The following is an 18872-nucleotide window of genomic DNA, read 5'->3' on the forward strand; positions in this document are numbered from 1 at the left end:
CGGATTATGATATTTTTTTAAAAAATAGGGATTGAACACACTCTCTTTTCATAATTTTTCAAAATCCTGCAGGAAAACGGATGAAGACTCTACTTTTTAATATTCCCCGAATGACTGAACCATACCAGGATTAAATTAGTTGTATATACATTGAATTAAACCAACAAAAATAAAATACAATGAGTACACAACCACTTTTAGAAAAATTACAATTGGGGGATCTGGAGTTGAAAAACAGGATCGTCATGGCTCCCATGACCAGAAACAGGGCAGACAATCCGGGAAATATCCCAACGGAAATTCAGGCAACATACTATTCACAGAGAGCCTCTGCAGGATTATTGATTACAGAAGGATCACAGGTATCCAAAATCGCTGTTGGGTATATCAATACTCCGGGGATTTATTCACAAGAACAAGTAGAAGGTTGGAAAAAAACCACAGAAGCAGTGCACGAAAAAGGCGGCGTAATTTTTATCCAACTGTGGCATGTAGGCAGAATGTCACATCCTGATTTTCATAATGGCAATCTTCCATTGTCAGCTTCTGCCATCAATCCACATTCAAAATCCTATACTCCTGAAGGATTCAAAGAAACTGTGACTCCAAAAGCAATGACTTTAGAAGAAATCAAGCAAACAGTTCTTGACTTCAAAAATGCTGCAAAAAATGCCATGGAAGCTGGTTTTGATGGCGTGGAAATCCACTCTTCTAATGGCTATCTTTTTCACCAATTTTTCAACGGCACTTCCAATGTAAGAACTGATCAATACGGAGGCACCATCGAAAACAAAGCAAGGATACTGTTTGAGGTGATCGATGCAATCAAAGAAGTCATGCCTAAAAACAGGATCGGACTCAGGTTGAATCCTTCCCTGAATGGGGTTTTTGGTATGACGATGGATGAGGAGACTATCCCGACTTTCGATTACATCATCAACAAACTCAACGAATACGATTTGGCTTACCTGCATTTATCAGAGCCGTTTACAGACGTGTCTGCCATTCCTTATGCTGAAAAAGAAATCGCAAAAAGATACAGGCCAATCTACAAAGGAACGATCATCATCAATTCCGCTTTTGACCAAGCAAAAGGCAATCAGGTGATAAAGGATGGCTTTGCGGATGCGGTAGCTTTTGGCAAGCCATTTATTTCAAATCCCGATTTGGTGGAAAGGTTCGAAAATCATGACCCCTTGGCTGAATATGACACCGCTACTTTCTATACTCCGGGAGAAAAAGGGTATACCGATTATCCTTCTTATCAGGAACAGGAGCATGTTTAATTCACAAAAAGGCCGAAATATTTCGGCCTTTTTATTACTTTGCGGGCATGTGTTTAATAGCTTTCAATTGGAACAACCACCCCGACTATAAATTCATCTTGGTAGCTAACAGGGATGAGTTTTTTGAGCGGCCGACGGCCTCTATTCATCTTTGGGAGCAGGGATTCTACGCCGGAAAAGACCTCAAAGCCGGCGGGACATGGTTGGGATTACATCCAAATGGTCGTTTTGCGACTTTGACCAATTACCGTGATCTCAAAAATGTCAAACAAAACGCAAAATCCCGTGGCGATCTGGTCAAGAATTTTTTGGAAGGGAATTCAAGTCCTTTGGAATACCTTTTGGCGATAGAAAAGGAAAAAGACCAATATGAAGGTTTCAATCTTTTGGTCGGAGAATGTGATGATTTGTTTTATCTGTCAAATAAAAAAGAAGGAATTTACCGTTTGGAAAATGGACTTTATGGTTTGAGCAATGCGCTCCTTGAAACACCTTGGGCAAAACTCGTGAAAGCCAAAGAAAAACTACATGCCAAAATTGACCACAATGAAATAGACTTGGATGGTCTGAGGGATGTTTTGCTGTCAAGGGAAATAGAACCAGACAGGTTTTTGCCTGCAACTGGAGCGACTATAGAGCAGGAGCGATTGCTTTCTTCGCAATTTATCAACGTAGGCAATTACTACGGGACGATCAATACCACGGTCTTGCTTTGGAAGCATTCAGGTGAAGTAGAAATGAAAGAAGTCCGTTATTTTCAGGCAGAAAACCGCATTGAAGAAAACCAAGTTAGCTTTTTAATGGACCTGGTCCGCGAACAGAAAATCGGGTAATGTTGTTGACATACGGACGGGAGGTTTATTGACAACCTTATATTCCGTTCTAAACTTTCACTACCTGTTACTACCTATTAAATCTTTTTGAAATGGAAATATTGGATGTGTTTATTGTCGGTGGTGGACCGATAGGATTGGCCTGTGGGATAGAATGCGAGAAAGCCGGTCTCAACTATATCATCGTCGAAAAAGGGGTTTTGACCAACTCCCTCTTCAATTACCCGCTCAACATGACTTTTTTTTCGACTTCCGAAAAACTCGAAATGGGCGGCATTCCCTTTATGTCCATCGCGCACAAACCTACAAGGACAGAAGCGTTGGAGTATTACCGCAGGGTAGCCAAAACTTGGAAACTGAAAATCAACTTGTACGAGGAAGTCAAAACTGTGTCCAAAGCAGAGGCTGTATTTGAAATCACTACCTCCAAGGCAAAATACCATACCAAAAACATCATCCTGTCTACGGGTTTTTATGACCTCCCAAACCTGATGAATGTTCCCGGTGAGGACTTACCAAAAGTGACGCATTACTACAAAGAACCTTGGCCCTACATCGGTCAGAAAATTGTGGTAGTTGGCGGAGCAAATTCTGCCGTAGATGTCGCCCTCGAAACATGGAGAAAAGGTGCCGAAGTAACCATGGTGCTGAAGGACGAAGGCATAGATTCCAATGTCAAATATTGGATCAAGCCGGATATCGAAAACCGGATCAAAGAAGGTTCGATCAAGGCTTTTAACCACTCAACAGTCAAAGAAATCCGTGAAAAGGAAGTTGTGCTGAACACCCCTGAAGGAGAAGTAACGGTCGAAAACGACTTTGTCTTGGCGATGACAGGGTACAGGCCAAACTTTGCACTCTTGGATCAATTGGGTGTGAATCTCAGCTTGGACGAAAAGCGCCAACCCTGCTATGACCAAGCGAATCAGGAATCCAATGTGAAGGGCGTCTACTTAGCAGGCGTGGTCTGCGGTGGACTCAATACAAGGGAATTTTTTATAGAAAACTCCATCGTCCATGCCGAGCATATCGTGAAGGATATTGTGGGGAAGAAAAAATAATGAAGGATTAATAATGATGAATGAATCGTCGAAAATTGAATATTTAGACCTGAGACGGCCTCTTAACCTTAATTCCTTTTAACCTACCAAATTAAAACCTTTTCCTTCTATCTTTGCGGCATGAATTACCTTTCAGTAGAAAATCTCAGCAAGTCATTTGGCGAGCGCAAACTTTTTCAGAACATTTCCTTCGGCATAGACCAAGGCCAAAAGATCGCCTTAGTTGGCATCAACGGGGCAGGAAAGTCCACTTTGATGAAAATCATCATGGGTCAGGAAGTTGCCGATTCGGGAAATGTAGCCATCAACCAACAAGTCAAAGTGGCCTATGTACATCAGAATCCTGTCTTTTCGGGAAATCTGAGTGTCTTTCAAACCATTTTTGATGGAAGCACAAACGAAACACTCCAAGTGATCGAGCATTATCACAAAGCCATGTTGGATGCCGAACACGGCAAAGACAATGGCGATGAGATGCAGAAGATTTTTGAAAAAATGGATACCCTGCAGGCTTGGGATTTTGAATACCAGATAAATGAAGTTCTTGGTAAACTTGGTCTCCACGACACAGAAATGGCAGTCAGCAATCTGAGTGGCGGTCAGCGAAAGCGTGTTGCCTTGGCAAAAGCAATTTTGGAAAAACCAGACCTCTTGCTGCTGGATGAACCTACCAACCACCTTGATCTGGAGACGATTGAGTGGCTGGAAGATTACCTTTCCAAAGCCAACCTTGCGCTGTTTATGGTGACGCACGATAGGTATTTTCTCGAAAAAGTTACCAATCAGATCCTTGAACTTGACAATGGCAGCATTCACAGGTACATGGGGAATTATGGTTATTTTCTCGAAAAGAAAGAAGAACGCCGAGAGATAGAAGCAACTGAACAGGAAAAAGCAAAGAGCCTTTACAAAAAAGAACTGGATTGGATCAGAAGACAGCCTAAAGCGCGGAGTACCAAAGCCAAATACAGGGTAGATGCCTTTGAGGAGACAAAGGAAAAAGCCTTTATGAAAAAGGAAGAACGCGAGATCGAACTCAAAGTCACTTCTCAAAGGTTAGGCAACAAAATCATCGAAATAGAAAAGCTGAACAAATCATTTGAGGACAAAAAGATCCTCCGGGACTTCAGTTATACCTTCAAGAAAGGGGATAAAATCGGCATCGTCGGACCCAACGGTGCCGGAAAGACCACTTTCTTGAATATGATCACAGGCATGCTTCCGCCTGACAGCGGAAAAATCAGCATCGGTCAGACCACTGCAATCGGCTATTACAGGCAGGAAGAAGACAGTTTTGACGAAGAGAAGAGATTATTGGATATCGTCAAAGAAGTCGCAGAAGTGGTGACTGTGGCCGGGGGCGCGACGATTTCTGTATCACAGTTTTTGACCAAATTCGGTTTCCCTCCCAAACAGCAACATACCCCGATTGCAAAGTTGAGTGGTGGAGAACGGAGGAGATTGCAGCTGTTGATGATCTTGATCAAGAGCCCCAACTTCCTGATTCTCGATGAACCGACCAATGACCTGGACATTGTAACGCTGAATACTTTGGAGGAGTTTTTAGACAACTTTCCGGGTTGCCTGATCATCGTATCCCACGACAGGTATTTTATGGACAGGTTGGTGGAGCACTTGTTTGTTTTTGAAGGAGAAGGAATTATCAAAGATTTTCCAGGCAATTATTCAGAATTCAGAGAATGGGAAAAAGAGGAGAAATCTGCAAAAAAGGAGGAGAAAACAATGTCAGCTCCAAAAGCTGAAAAAACCAACATCGATCCGGGAAAATCTAAGGCAAGCTTCAAGGAGAAAAAAGAATACGAAGAAATCAATGCCAAAATCCAAACTCTGACCAATGAAAAAGACGGATTGGTTTCCAAAATCAATACCGGTTCAGAAGACCATCAGCTGATGATCGATTGGGCCAAACAAATCCAAAAAATAGAAAAAGAGCTGGAGGATCTCGAAATGAGGTGGCTTGAATTAAGCGAATTGGAAGGGATCGATTGATCCCTTTTTTTTATGGCCTATACCAAAAATCCAAAGAGTCTGGCATCTGAAACTGAAAACCTGTATCCAATATTTTATCAGAGGAAATTTCTTTCCACATCGCTTCCCCATCTTCGGCGTAGCTTATTGGTGGAGCAAAGCCTAGTTCCTGCGAATTCTTTTCATAAACATCTTTTCTCAAGGGATGCATTGGTGCCACACCATTGAAGGTCTCATTCCAAAGGTTTTTTTCTATAATCCAAGAAGACAGTCTGACTGCATCTACCTGATGGATATAATTGACAGGGCTGTCTCCTGTCACGTTTGACTTTCCGGAAAAATACCTTCCCGGAATCCTGTCTACTCCCAACAATCCGCCAAATCTGATAATCGTCAGGTCATAGCTTTTTTCGGATTGGAGAATTTGTTCGGCCCTCAAAATACCTTGGCTCCCTGTATTTTCAAAAGTCAATGGAAAGGATTCATCCACTTTCTGATTCCAATCCGGATAAACTGAGGTGGAGCTGACAAAAATGATTTTCTTTACTTTGGACTGTACAGCCAATTCCTTTACAAATTTGATCTGCTCTGCATAAAAACCTTCAGGAACAGATTTTGACCTTGGGGGGATATTGACAAAAAGCACATCAGTTTCAAAAAGAGACCTAAATCCTATACCTTCAGGATGGGGATTAAATTTCAACAAAGCGGTTTCTATCCCTTTGGATTGCAATCCGGATAACTTATCGGGAGAGGTCGTACTCCCTTTGACCAAGTGCCCTTTTTCCAAAAGATGCCATGCCAAAGGCTCTCCCAACCAACCCAATCCGATGATAGATATTGAACTCATAAAAAACTGTGGTAAAATTTTCAAATATTTGGTAATTTGACTGTCTGACAAAGATAAAGGTAATCCAAAATGAAAATCAGGTTGCAGCTTCTTTTTAAAAACCTCCTATTCAAACCTAACTTTTGGGTTATAGGAATAGTGACTGCCTTTACTTTCTCTGCCTGCAATTTCTCCAATACAAAAAACCGCATACAGGGAAATTGGTATGGCTTTGAGGAGGATTCTACTTATTATGAACTTTATGTCAGTGACTCCCTGATCGTCCTGCACCACCACGAAATCGGTCCGATTGGGTATGATTATCGTGTCGAAGAAAATCTCTTGGTGGTGAGTAATGAGGCAGGAATTGAAAGAATCTGGCGAATTTCGGAAGAAAACAATGATGCCTTTACCCTTACCGACAGCCTTGAGTCTATACGTTACAACAGGATGGAAATTCCAAAGGATTTTTTTCTCAGCATCAGGGACTCATTATCCTACAGCGAATTCAAAAAAGAATTTCTGAAGCGTTTCTCCAAGAGAAATAAATCCAAATAAAAATCCCTCTTTCAATCAGAAAGAGGGATTCTAAATTACTTTTCCTTTTTGGGCATGGTCCCCAAGATATAATCCCATAGTGGGGAACTAACCCCAAAAGCCACATCCGGATCTTTGTAATGGTGCACGGCATGATTTACCCAAAGGATTTTCAAGAAATTCTTTGGGGGCTGGTATGCATGTACAATGTAGTGAACCCCTAAGTAAGAAGAATAGCCAATCAGGAAGCCGGGCAAGAAGAATAAGGCATAATCCCCCATGATCAAAGTGAAAACAGCATAGAAAACCAAAACATAGGCAGCACTTACAAATGGAGGCATCGCCAATCTGTCTTTGTCTCTGGGATAATCATGGTGAACACCATGCACACTGTATTGAAGCTTGTCTTTGATGGGGGTATCAGGTTCCATATGGAAAAAATGCTTGTGCATCATATACTCCACAAAAGTAAATACGAAAATTCCTGCAAGTACAACCAAAATCCCTACCCCGATACTGATATTGGTATTGGTAATCGCAAAATAGAAGCAAACCAAAGAAACCAAAAAGAAAAGCACAATTGGAACTGAAATATGGGTCCTTGAAAGCCTTTCCAGAATAGGATTCTGAAACATATGGGCAGAACCTGTATTGTCAGGTCTGTCCAATCTTCCGATTTTTTTCAATGTACTTGTACTTGTTGGCATAGTTTAAACATTTGAGTTACTGAATAATATCACTTTTGCAATCTCAGGTGATAAAGCATTGTGGAGCTCATCCTTATTCGGTTCACAAATTTACATTTAAAACATAATATTTTTTACTCAAAAACTAAAATTCCCTAATCATTCAAAGCAAATTTTGTACTCATATATTTGGTTTCTTCCAATGTCTGCACATAAACCTGCTCATACAGGGGAAGTATTTTGGAAACATCAAATTCCTTTGCCCTTGCAAGTGCTCTTTCTTTAAAGCCCTCCAGGTTTTTGTCATCCAAGATTTCAAGGGCTTTTTCGGTCATGGTTTTTATATCACCGATCTTACAGGTAAATCCTGTCACCCCATCGATATTCAACTCCGGAATCCCTCCGGCATCTGAACTCAAGACAGGGACTTCACAGGCCATGGCTTCCAATGCTGCCAATCCAAAACTCTCTTTTTCAGAAGGCATCACAAACAGATCCGCGACAGAAAGGACTTCCTCCACCGCTTCCATCTTGCCAAGGAATCTGATATCATCACAGGTACCCAATTCCCTGCAGAGCCTTTCCATTTTGTCCCTTTCAGGACCATCCCCTACCAACAACAGTTTTGCAGGTATTTTTTTCCTCAATTCATAGAAAACATGAATCACATCTTCCACACGCTTGACTTTTCTGAAATTTGAAGTGTGCACCAAAAGTTTTTCACCGTTTGGACAGATGGCCAATTTGAAATGTTCTTTCTTTTGTCTCTTAAAGCGCTCAAGATCAATGAAATTCGGGATAACCACAATTTCTTTCTTGACAGCAAAATGCTCATAAGTCGCTTTTCTCAAATCTTCCGAAACAGCTGTCACAGCATCGGATTGATTGATACTAAAGGTTACCACCGGCTCGTAGCTGGGGTCTTTGCCTACTAAAGTGATGTCAGTCCCATGCAGCGTGGTGACAACAGGAATATATATCCCCTGTTCCTTGAGAATCTGCTTGGCCATGTATGCAGCAGAAGCATGGGGAATGGCATAATGCACATGTAGGAGATCAAGCTTCTCAAAATTCACAACATTCACCATCTTACTCGCAAGGGCAAGTTCATAGGGCGCATGTTCAAACAAAGGATAGCTTTTGATATCCACTTCATGGTAGAAGAGATTTTGGTTAAAAAAGTCAAGCCTTGTAGGCTGTCGGTATGTGATGAAGTGGACTTGATGGCCTTCTTTGGCTAGGGCTTTACCTAACTCTGTGGCTACCACTCCACTACCTCCAAAAGTAGGATAACAAACGATTCCTATTTTCATGCTGGATCAAATGAATGTTTATAACAAAAAATTAAACACGCTTTTTGTATTAAATTGTTCAATTATTTCGATTTAATATTTTTATGGAAAAGCAGTCTTCATTGAATTCATTTATGTTTTTTTCAAAATTCCCTCAAAATCAATTATTCATGGCTTGGTATATGACATCATGGATTTCCTGACGGACGCCATCTTTGAGCAGGATATTGTTTTCGGCATAAGGATGGACACGGTTTGAAAGAAATATATAAATCAGGTCGTTTTCGGGATCAGCCCAAACACATGTTCCGGTAAATCCGGTATGACCAAAAGTACTTTTAGGTGCAAGATTCCCAGCGCTGCCGCCTTTGCCTTTTTCAGGTTCCGGCTTGTCCCATCCCCATCCTCTCCTGCTTTGGGTTGATTGCCTTTTGGTAAATTCATGAACCGTTTCCTCATCTATAAATGCCACATCTGCATATTTTCCTCCGTTGAGCATCAGCTGCATCATTACTGCGAGATCATTTGCTTTGCCAAATAGTCCTGCATGACCTGCAACTCCCCCATACATGGCGGCACCCGGATCATGTACATAGCCTTGAATTTGTCGTTTTCTAAATACCACATCATCTTCTGTCGGTGCCACGAGGTCGATGGAATATTTGTTGACTGGATTAAACGTCATGGTATAGAGGCCTAGGGGTCCATATAGATTTTGTTCCAAAAACTCATCCAACGGCTGATTGGTCAGTTCTTCAACCAAAGCCTGCATCAGATACATTGTCAAATCAGAATAAACATAGCCGTACTTCCTTTTATTGGGTTCGGGTTTTCTGAGCTCAGATTTCACTGTCCAAGCCCATATACTGTCACGGAGGGAATTCACTGCAAACATATCATTGGAAACAGGAAGTGAAAATCCCTGCTCTGCGGCAGTCCTGTAATATTCAGACTTCCATTTTCCCGCCTCTACAGTTTTTGCGTAATGGGGCATAAAAGCAACAAGACCTGCTTCATGGGCTAGGATGTCTTTTAGGATAAGATGCTCCTTATTGGTATTTCGCAATTCCGGAATATATCGTCCTATTGGCTTGTTCATGTCGATCATACCCCGGCTTTCCAAAAACATGACCGCCTGTGTCGTCGCCAATATTTTGGTTATGGAGGCAAGGTCATACACCGTCTCTGTGGTTACTGGCTTTGTTTTCTTGTAATCATAATAGCCGTAGGCCTTCTCAAAGACTACCTTTCCACTTTTGGCCACCAAAATAACCCCGCCCGGGAAAGCTTCTTTTGCAATGCTTTTGGCCATGATGGTATCGATTTTTGCCAATTTTTTGCTGTCAAGACCTTGGCTTTCGGGAATACTGTATGACAGCCTTCCCAATCCCTCTAAATAACCCCCGGTCCCTTGCCTCAGGGTCAGGTTGACCGAAACCGGAAGCAAGCCATGTGCATCTCTTGCTCCAAAAATAATTTCAGGGACAAGCTTTTGTGTGACTGGATTATTTTCAAAAGCCACGATGGTATGCGGCATTTCCGGCAAAGATTTAATGGAATAGGCACTTCCAAAAACAGCCAAAATCACATTTTTTTCTTCGCTCAGTTTTTGGATGAATTCAAAATCAGTCATACTTACCCCAAAATTCCTTTTTGGGGTATTGGTGATTCCCATCATGCCGACTATGACGGTTGGATAGTCATTCAGCTTGGCAGCCATGTCACTGAGACTTCCTTGGTCAGAACCTTTGCTGATTTGAAAGTGGTCTATCCTGGCATATTTGTCAAGCTTTTTTTGAAACTCTGCGCCATCTCCGCCAATGGTAAGCGAAGCCAAATGCTGCATGTCTAGATGTTTGAGAGGGAGAAGATTATCCTTGTTGGAGGTCACAGTGATGGCTCTCTCATAAAGTTTTTCTACCAACAAATCTGCCTCGGGCCTATTGATTCTTTCGGCTAGCTTGTAAGTTTCAATGGGCCTCCTTTGATCCAAACCTGCCCAAAATTTGGCTTTTAGGATTCTTCTGATCTTTTCATCCACCTCCTCTTGGCTGACTTTTCCTTCGTTGATCGCCTGAAGGATCAATGCCTTTGCTTTGGGTACATCCTGTGAATACAGCAGCACATCATTTCCCGCCAAAAGGGCATAAAGGTCCACTTCACCGGGTTTCAGGTAACTTGAAACCCCCTTCATGTTTAGGGCATCAGTAAAAACAAGTCCATTGAAATTCATTTGCTTTTTGAGCAAATCAGTGACTACGTATTTGGAAAGTGTGGTGGCTTTATTGGTTTCGCTATCCATGCTGGGCACATGCAGATGAGCGACCATGACACTCATCAAGTCATTTTCAATCAATTCTCTATACGGGTATAGGTCAATATCCTTAATTCTTGTTTCGGAATGTTTGATGACGGGAAGGGTGTAATGGGAATCTGTCTCTGTGTCTCCGTGGCCTGGAAAATGTTTGGCGTTAGCCATGACCCCATTATCCTGCAAACCTTTCATATACGCAAGGGATTTCCTTGCGACCAAATGTTTTTCTTCTCCAAAAGCCCTGTATCCGATCACAGGATTCTCGGGATTTGAATTCACATCCACCACAGGAGCAAAATTGATATGCATACCTAATTCCTTGAACTGAAAGGCAATTTCCTTTCCCATTTCATAGATCAGATCTTCGTCGGGAATGGCTCCTAAGGTCATGGCTTTGGGAAATCCTATGATGGAATCCAAGCGCATATTGACTCCCCATTCTGCATCCATGGCAATAAAAAGCGGCATTTTGGCAATCGACTGGTAATAATTGGTCAAGTTAGCTTGCCGCACAGGTCCACCCTGAAAAAATATCAATCCTCCAATATTTTGCTCGGTTACAAGTTTGGCAATTTCCTCGGTATGCTTTTCATCCTTATTGGAATACGCGGCTACCATGAAAAGCTGCCCTAACCGATCCTCAAAACTGTTGGTTTCAAATACACTGTCCACCCACTCCATCTGCCTACCAAGATTTTCTGACAGAAGCGGGTCCTTTTCATCCAATTTTGAATCCAAGCCGGATTTTTCCCAACCCATCAACGCATCCGACTGAAAAATTACCAACAACCCAAGAAGGACACCCCAAACTTTTACCCGCATGCTATTGTTTAATTTTTATTGCTTAAATTTTAAAATAACTTTGTATGAATATACATCAATTTGTACAAACATATACGAAAAAAAGAAGCCCAAAGTATCAATATGTGATGATTGGGACAGATGTTTTATAATTGAATGATTACCAAATTGAATTTAACCGTCCTATGAAATTACCCTCTTTATTCAGAACAGCCCAACCCATGCGGTTTGATATCAAACCTCGGTTCTATGATCCTGTCAAGGAGGAAATCGAACAAAGGACTGCAAGGATCAAAAAAGAATTGCAGGCTGAAGGAAAATTACCTTATGAAGAAGGATATGACCCTGAAAATGATTCATTCCGGGGTTCGGCCATCAGAGGCGCTTTTACTCAAGGGAGTCCCATCAAGGGTAAAACCTCCACTCCTTTTTCGAATACCGGATTTTTGAGGCTATTGATTTTTTTGGTTTTGATCACCCTTGTATTTGGTTATGTTTATTATGGGCCTGATGCTGTGTATTACCTGCTTTATTTTGCAACAGGAGTTTTGCTGGTATCATTGATTGTCAAGCTTAAGGGAAGGCTCAAACAATGAGTGATATCATTCACCTTCTCCCGGATGCAATAGCCAATCAAATTGCGGCAGGAGAAGTAGTACAACGTCCGGCTTCGGCCCTCAAAGAACTCCTTGAAAATGCAGTGGATGCAAAATCCACCCATATTCAGGTGATCGTAAAAGATGCCGGAAAAACCCTCATACAAGTCATAGACAACGGAAAAGGTATGTCCATGACGGATGCGAGAATGAGTTTTGAGCGGCATGCCACCTCCAAGATCAGAAATACAGAAGACTTGTTTTCGATCCGGACTTTTGGATTTCGAGGGGAAGCCTTGGCCTCCATCGGGGCTGTTGCCCAAGTAGAGATGAAAACCCGTCAAAGCGGTGCTGAATTGGGGACCATAATTGTGATGGAAGGTTCGGAGGTGAAAAAACAAGAACTCGTTTCATGCCCTGAAGGAACCTCGATATCGGTTAGAAATCTTTTTTTTAACGTTCCAGCCAGAAGAAATTTTCTTAAATCCAATCCCGTAGAGATGCGTCACATGGTGGAAGAGTTTCAAAGGGTAGCCCTCTCCTACCCTGAAATTGGATTTACTTTCATCCAAAATGACCTTGAACTTTTCAGACTTTTACCAGGAAAACTGAGCCACAGGATTTTGGGAATTTTCGGGAAATCCTATCAGGGACAATTGGTATCCTGCCTAGAAGAAACGCCACACCTGAATGTCCGTGGCTATATCGGCAAACCGGAATCTGCCAAAAAAACCCGTGGAGAGCAGTATTTTTTTGTGAACAACAGATTTATCAAAAACAACTACCTCAACCACGCAGTCAGCAATGCCTTTGAAGGACTCATGGCAAGCGACATGCAGCCATTTTATGTGTTGTTTTTGGAAATTGACCCGAGCCATATTGACATCAATGTCCATCCAACCAAAACCGAGATTAAGTTTGACGATGAAAGGACCGTTTATGCGGTGGTAAGGTCAGCAGTCAAGCAATCACTTGGTGCCCATAATGTGGTGCCTGCCTTGGACTTCAGCTTTGATGTGAATTTTACTGAAAACTGGAAATCCAATAGCGAGCAAAACGAGGCTGTCCATACCGAAAATACTCTTAAGCCTGATTCCCTAACTCAGGACAACAAATACAAAATGTTCCAAACTCCTGCTTTTCAAAGGCAATCTGTCTCAGGTTGGGAAAGACTTTTTGAGGGGGGGGGAAATTCCACAGAGATTTCGAGAGGGAAAGAGATCAGGAATATTGACGAAGGGGAAATCCTTACCATCTCTTCCAAAGCCAATGAAGATGTACTCCAATTTCCTGAAGTGAATGCCACCGGGGCAATATTTCAAGTTGAAAACAATTATATTGTGGCTCAAATGTCCACCGGCCTAATGATTATTGACCAGCAGACGGCACATGAGCGGATCTTATACGAAAGGTACCGAAAGCAACTTATGCAGACGGCAGGTGCCTCTCAGCAATGCTTGTTTCCTCCCCATGTCCAGTTGAGCCAAACGGATTTTGCCTTGGTGATGGACATCAAAGACGAGCTAATGAGTCTTGGTTTTGTGATCGTGGAATTTGGCAAGGACACTGTTTTGATCCAGGGAGTGCCGGCAGACATTCAGGTAAACAATGAAAAGGCGCTGTTTGAAGGACTGCTTGAGCAATTCAAACATTTCAAATCAGAGCTTTCCCTAGACAAAAGAGAAAATCTCGCCCGGTCTCTTGCCAGAAGATCAGCCATCAAACGAGGCAGCAAGCTGGACATGTCAGAGATGGAAATTATTGTTGGCCAGCTATTTGCCTGCCAAAATCCAAATTATGGGCTTTCAGGGAACAAAACTTTTGTCAAAATTGATTTACAACAAATTCATGGCTTCTTTACCAGATAGTATATGTTTAGAAATATTACTCCAGTAGTAAAAAACATTTTAATTATTACTGTGGCAGTCTATGCGGTGACGGCATTTTTGATGCCACAACTGAATGGCTTGCTTGCTTTGTACTATGTCAACAGCAACAGATTTATCCCTACCCAATTTTTGACGTACATGTTTATGCATGCCGATGGATGGCATCTATTCAGCAACATGTTTGGTTTATTTATCTTCGGACCTTTGTTGGAGCAGTTTCTTGGACCCAAAAAGATTTTGACACTTTGGATGGTATGTGGTGTGGGTTCAGGATTGTTGTATTCAGGCTATACAGCTTTTCAGATGAACAAGCTCGATAATAAAATCAGTGAATTTTATGAAGAGCCTAGTCCAGAACTATTCAACCGGTTTGTAATAGAAAACAGACACCATTTCAAACCTGCTGTCTTTGATTTTATTGATGCCTACAGCCGAAATCCTGAAGATCCAGCACTTATCCAAAGGGCAAAAGAAAATATGACTGCCACTAGGGACAACCAAGCCAATGTCCCCATGGTGGGTGCTTCTGGTGCCTTATTTGGAGTATTAATTGCTTTTGCGATGCTGTTTCCAAACACACAGCTGTTTTTATTGTTTCCCCCTATGCCAGTCAAAGCCAAATATCTGGTGCTGTTTTACGGCCTTTACACCATTTACAACGTTGTTAACAACAACCCATTGGACAATGTGGCGCACTTTGCCCACCTCAGTGGTTTGATAGTGGGAGCTGGATTGGTGTATTATTGGAAAAAAAGTAGGAAAGATTTTTATTAAAACTGACTATGTACGAAGGATTCTGGTATAACCTCAAAAACGCATTTAAGCTTCAAAACAACAGCTTGTACAAGATCATGGCGATCAACATCCTGGTGTTTTTTGTAATGGTTTTTGTCCGGGTGATCTTAACCTTCTCGGGGGCAGGAAATATATACGAAAGTTTCAGGTCTTTGCTGATGATGCCGGCGGACATCCCACAGCTGATAATCCAGCCGTGGTCAGTATTGACTTATATGTTTTTCCATGAAGGGATTTTCCATATCCTTTTCAATATGCTGTTTTTGTATTGGTTTGGATTGTTGCTTACTGAATACCTTGGAAGTAAAAAATTAGCCAATATCTATATTTTGGGTGGCTTAGCAGGTGGGGTGCTTTACCTTGTGATGTACAATATCTCCCCGTATTTTGCGGAATCCTTGGCTAGCGCGCGGATGTTGGGAGCAAGTGCCGGCGTGTATGCCGTGGTGGTCGCAGCAGCTACCTTGGCACCAAACACTACCTTTTTTTTATTGTTACTTGGTCCGGTCAAAATCAAATATATTGCCATATTTTATGTCCTGATCGCATTTGTCAATTCGACGGGGAACAATGCCGGCGGGGAATTGGCACATTTGGGAGGTGCCGCTTTGGGATTTTTGTATGTATATCAGCTCCAAAAAGGCAGGGATATCGGCTCATGGATACAGGCCATAGGAAATTTTTTCAAAGGAATTTTCTCCAGAAAATCTTCTGTAAAAGTCACCTACCGCAAGAGCAAAACCTATTATTCAGGGCAGGATTATACCAAGACCTCCACTACGAAATCCAGCGGAACGAAAGTTGAAGTCGCCACACAAGAGGAAATTGACTTGATTTTGGACAAAATAGCAGCCAAAGGCTATGAGGCACTCAGTAAGGAAGAGAAACGCAAACTATTTGAATTCAGTAAGAAGTAGGTTTTTTTAAGTAGTCGGTATTTCAGTAAGCAGTTTTCAGTCTTGGCTTACTAAGTAAAAAATAGTAAAGGGTAATTTAAAGCAAAAAGCCTCCATTTCTGGAAGCTTTTACTTTGCTTCTTTCTTTTCCTTTGGGGTTCTGCGTCTTTGCGAGAAATAAAAATCCTATGACCCAACCTCCATTTCCAAATAAGATAACCTTCCAAATTGATCGATTCCCTGAATGACGACTTTGAATTTTTGGACAACGTCATTATTGAAAAACTCAATTTTGGCAGTATTTCCAACCATTTTCAACTTGGGATTCCAGTACAATGTGGATCGGTAATCCGGTTTGGCAGGAGTTTCTGTATCATATTTTGGCATATAAAATTCTTTGGGAGTGGAATATCCCGGAAATCTGATATTAAAAACCCCTTCACCTGTGTCGACGATCCCGTTTCCCCGTTTGGTATAAACCGCGATTACACCTCCGGCACCTGCCGAACCAAACATGGCCAAACTTGCCCCGTCTTTGAAAACATCAATGGCAGCCATGTCCCTTGGCGAAATCGCACTTAAAAATTGGGCATCCACAGGGACATTATCCAGCAAAAATATAGGTGAAAGGGCATTCAATGAACCTGCACCCCGGATCGTGATCGTAGGTGAACCCATTGGATTGGGTTTGATCTGCACACCGGGGAATCTGCCTTGAAGCAATTGCCAAATGTCAAAATACCCTTCAAATCCACCGATTTCGGCAGGAACAAGGGTCATGTCGCCTTTTCCATAGACACGGGTCACTTCATCATTTGCAACCTCATATTTCCGGGATTGGATTACAAATTCCTCAATATCCACCAATTCCATCTCATCAAATGCAGCAGAGGCCTGCCTTCTTTTCTCTGCATTGGAAAGGTATTCTCTAAGAAATGGATTAAGTTGGAAGCCTTTGACTATTGGCTTGAATCCTTCCCATGAATCATATTTGGCAATAGGATCATCCAAATCCAATTCCACAAATTCCTTCATTTTTTTGTCGTTGATGGAAATTGTCAAGAGCGTGGTGTCAGAAAATATCAAATCATCGATGATGAATTTGCCTGTTTCATTGTATTCGACAGCAATAAAATCATCTTCTTTCCCTTTGCTGAATACATTGATCATCCCGCCGGTTACACTTTTTTTGGTATTTGCTTTAGGCTTGATAGTACCGGTAATATTGATTCCCTGTTCGATGAAATTCGGGTTTTCAAATTTCCCTTCCAATACTTTCTCCCAATCAAACCGTCTCCAGCCATGGGTCAGCATGATCAAGTCAAGGCCTTCAAGATCCTTTGTTTCTCCAAAGAAATACTTTGCCGCATGGATATTTCCGCGGAGTTCTGATTCCATTTTAAGGTATGAAATGATGTTTGAAGAGAAACTATCCGAAAAACCCTCCGAATCAGTAACTGATACAGAATAAGCACCTTTTTCAAATCCCTCTCCATCAAGGCTAAGCTTCCAGGAATTTTTTTTCCGTGGCTCCAACACAACCTTTGAGGAATCTAGGGTAATCTTCCTTTCAGGATGGGGAATGTAGGCCAAGCGTTCAGCCAAGGCATTACCACTTGGTTCAAAAATCGTAACCTGATTGATTCCCGGAGCAAGATTGGCTTTGTTGATCCGGGCTCCTGTGACACCATTGGATAGGTTGATGACCTGCATGTGACCGATACGCCCTCGTGCATGTACCACGAGTAAGCCTTCTCCTGTGGGTGAAATTGCTTTGAAATCATTGGCCTGAATCAATATATTCAGGACCAAATCCTTGGTATTGTCGACAGCAAGGTTAATTCCTTGCAACTTGACCTGAGGAAGTGTTTTCTCAAAAGATTGATCCTTGACAGTAATTTTGGCCAAATAACTTTGACCCTCTTTGGGGATAAAACTGAAAGCTCCCACCCCCCATTCATTGGTGGCAAAATCAATTTCTTCTTCTCCAAGATTGATTTTTCCAGAGAGCTGTACCGGTGAACCATCGGGATAGACTGCCCTTACAGCCACTTTATTATTGAACCCCGAAATCAGGTCACCACCCTCCGGCAAAAACTGAATGTCTATACTTCCTGAAGGAAAAGGTAAAATGAATTTTCTGGCGATACCGTATTCTTCATTTTCATTCCAAGTCAAAATCAATTCAGAAACTTTGTCAGAAGCAGAAACAGGCAAAGTTAGTCCAAGTGTATTTGCCCCATTTTCATCCAATTTAATTGTTCCTTTTTTGATCAGATTTCCGCCACTTGCAAATTCATATTCAAGATTTTCGTTTTTGAGTGGAGCCAAGATGCGGTCAACTGCAGTAATTTTAGCTTGGTATTGAATTTCGTTGCCATTTTCTGTTTTTTCAAAAACAACTGAAGGCTGAAACTTCAAGTTATATGGCTCAAAAACTTCAATTTTTGTCTCAAAAACTGATTCGGCCCCGAATCCCTTTGACCAGTACGAATAAGCTTTGATTTGGTAAATACCCTCTTTTGTAAAATTATCCAGTTTAAAATCGCCATTACCCTGCCCCTCGTCAATTTTGACAGTACGCTGTTGAAGCAGATTTCCACGGTTATCCAAAAGATCCACATATACAGTTTTGCTCAAAGGCGATGGCAAATCAGGGCTTCCGGCGGTAACATAAACTGAAAACCAAATCAAATCACCGGCTGCGTAAGTACTTTTGTCCAAGTGGACAAAAACCTTTTCCTCAGGAAAATCATTGACATAACTTTCTGTCATTTTGAGAATTTTCTCCGAGAGCTCGGTGATATTGGACTGCTTTTGAAATGGGGGAAAGAAATAAAAAAAAGGAAAAATCAATAAAAATAAGGGATACTTTACGCCGCTCATTTGTGATCTGGGTTTTGGATTAGACGGTTTTACAATGAAAGATATTAACCATTACGGTCAACTTTCTTCAAGGTTTGTTTTACTGTTGAATTTAGTTTTAATTTTTACAAATACTTTATCCAAACGAAAAACAAGGTCATAAAAATTGGAAAAATGGTTTGACTGGAAAAAAGGAGGGGATT

The 18872-nt window shown here is 41.6% G+C and carries 14 protein-coding genes; 9 read left to right on the plus strand and 5 right to left on the minus strand.

Annotation, left to right across the window (positions count from 1 at the left end; translation table 11 throughout):
* The first annotated feature begins 179 nt into the window (after positions 1 to 179).
* The 4 genes from NU887_RS08370 (at position 180) to NU887_RS08385 (ending at position 5190) form a co-directional block, all read left to right on the plus strand.
* A complete protein-coding gene (locus NU887_RS08370; RefSeq protein WP_258422909.1) occupies positions 180 to 1286 on the plus strand; it encodes an alkene reductase in 1107 nt (368 codons plus the stop codon).
* Between the two features lie 47 nt (positions 1287 to 1333).
* Complete coding sequence (locus NU887_RS08375; RefSeq protein ID WP_258422910.1) at positions 1334 to 2119, plus strand: NRDE family protein; 786 nt, start codon at positions 1334 to 1336, stop codon at positions 2117 to 2119.
* 92 nt (positions 2120 to 2211) lie between these two features.
* Positions 2212 to 3180 carry a YpdA family putative bacillithiol disulfide reductase gene (locus NU887_RS08380; protein ID WP_258422911.1) on the plus strand — a complete coding sequence of 323 codons (969 nt, stop codon included), beginning with the start codon at positions 2212 to 2214 and terminating at the stop codon, positions 3178 to 3180.
* A 120-nt stretch (positions 3181 to 3300) separates the two neighbouring features.
* Entirely contained in the window at positions 3301 to 5190 is a 1890-nt protein-coding gene (locus NU887_RS08385; protein WP_258422912.1) for an ABC-F family ATP-binding cassette domain-containing protein, read from the plus strand.
* A 10-nt stretch (positions 5191 to 5200) separates the two neighbouring features.
* Here NU887_RS08385 and NU887_RS08390 read toward each other — a convergent pair whose 3' ends face one another.
* Positions 5201 to 6019: an NAD(P)-binding domain-containing protein gene (locus NU887_RS08390; RefSeq protein ID WP_258422913.1), complete on the minus strand. Its 819-nt coding sequence runs from the start codon at positions 6017 to 6019 to the stop codon at positions 5201 to 5203.
* Between the two features lie 69 nt (positions 6020 to 6088).
* On the opposite strand from NU887_RS08390, the gene NU887_RS08395 reads away from it, so the two are divergent.
* Positions 6089 to 6556, plus strand: coding sequence for a hypothetical protein (locus NU887_RS08395; protein ID WP_258422914.1), 468 nt, complete (start codon positions 6089 to 6091; stop codon positions 6554 to 6556).
* Between the two features lie 35 nt (positions 6557 to 6591).
* Here NU887_RS08395 and NU887_RS08400 read toward each other — a convergent pair whose 3' ends face one another.
* The 3 genes from NU887_RS08400 to NU887_RS08410 all read right to left on the minus strand — a co-directional run bounded on the left by NU887_RS08400 (position 6592) and on the right by NU887_RS08410 (position 11649).
* Positions 6592 to 7242 (minus strand): sterol desaturase family protein, encoded by a 651-nt coding sequence (locus NU887_RS08400; RefSeq protein WP_258422915.1) that lies wholly within the window; start codon positions 7240 to 7242, stop codon positions 6592 to 6594.
* Between the two features lie 134 nt (positions 7243 to 7376).
* Positions 7377 to 8534: an N-acetyl-alpha-D-glucosaminyl L-malate synthase BshA gene (gene bshA / locus NU887_RS08405; protein WP_258422916.1), complete on the minus strand. Its 1158-nt coding sequence runs from the start codon at positions 8532 to 8534 to the stop codon at positions 7377 to 7379.
* A gap of 139 nt (positions 8535 to 8673) precedes the next feature.
* Entirely contained in the window at positions 8674 to 11649 is a 2976-nt protein-coding gene (locus NU887_RS08410; protein ID WP_258422917.1) for a serine hydrolase domain-containing protein, read from the minus strand.
* 164 nt (positions 11650 to 11813) lie between these two features.
* Between NU887_RS08410 and NU887_RS08415 the strand changes: the two genes are divergently transcribed.
* The 4 genes from NU887_RS08415 to NU887_RS08430 are packed head-to-tail and all read left to right on the plus strand — an operon-like array spanning position 11814 to position 15825.
* Positions 11814 to 12224 carry a hypothetical protein gene (locus NU887_RS08415; protein ID WP_258422918.1) on the plus strand — a complete coding sequence of 137 codons (411 nt, stop codon included), beginning with the start codon at positions 11814 to 11816 and terminating at the stop codon, positions 12222 to 12224.
* A complete protein-coding gene (gene mutL, locus NU887_RS08420) occupies positions 12221 to 14092 on the plus strand; it encodes a DNA mismatch repair endonuclease MutL (RefSeq protein ID WP_258422919.1) in 1872 nt (623 codons plus the stop codon). Before NU887_RS08415 ends, mutL begins: the two co-directional genes overlap by 4 nt.
* Before the next feature lie 3 nt (positions 14093 to 14095).
* Positions 14096 to 14887: a rhomboid family intramembrane serine protease gene (locus NU887_RS08425; protein ID WP_258422920.1), complete on the plus strand. Its 792-nt coding sequence runs from the start codon at positions 14096 to 14098 to the stop codon at positions 14885 to 14887.
* A gap of 8 nt (positions 14888 to 14895) precedes the next feature.
* On the plus strand, positions 14896 to 15825 hold the full coding sequence (locus tag NU887_RS08430) for a rhomboid family intramembrane serine protease (protein ID WP_258422921.1): 930 nt from the start codon (positions 14896 to 14898) through the stop codon (positions 15823 to 15825).
* A gap of 165 nt (positions 15826 to 15990) precedes the next feature.
* On the opposite strand, the gene NU887_RS08435 is transcribed toward NU887_RS08430, so the two are convergent.
* Entirely contained in the window at positions 15991 to 18690 is a 2700-nt protein-coding gene (locus NU887_RS08435) for a TonB-dependent receptor plug domain-containing protein (protein ID WP_258422922.1), read from the minus strand.
* Positions 18691 to 18872 lie beyond the last annotated feature (182 nt).

The sequence above is a fragment of the Aquiflexum gelatinilyticum genome, assembly GCF_024741135.1.
Taxonomy (GTDB): domain Bacteria; phylum Bacteroidota; class Bacteroidia; order Cytophagales; family Cyclobacteriaceae; genus Cognataquiflexum; species Cognataquiflexum gelatinilyticum.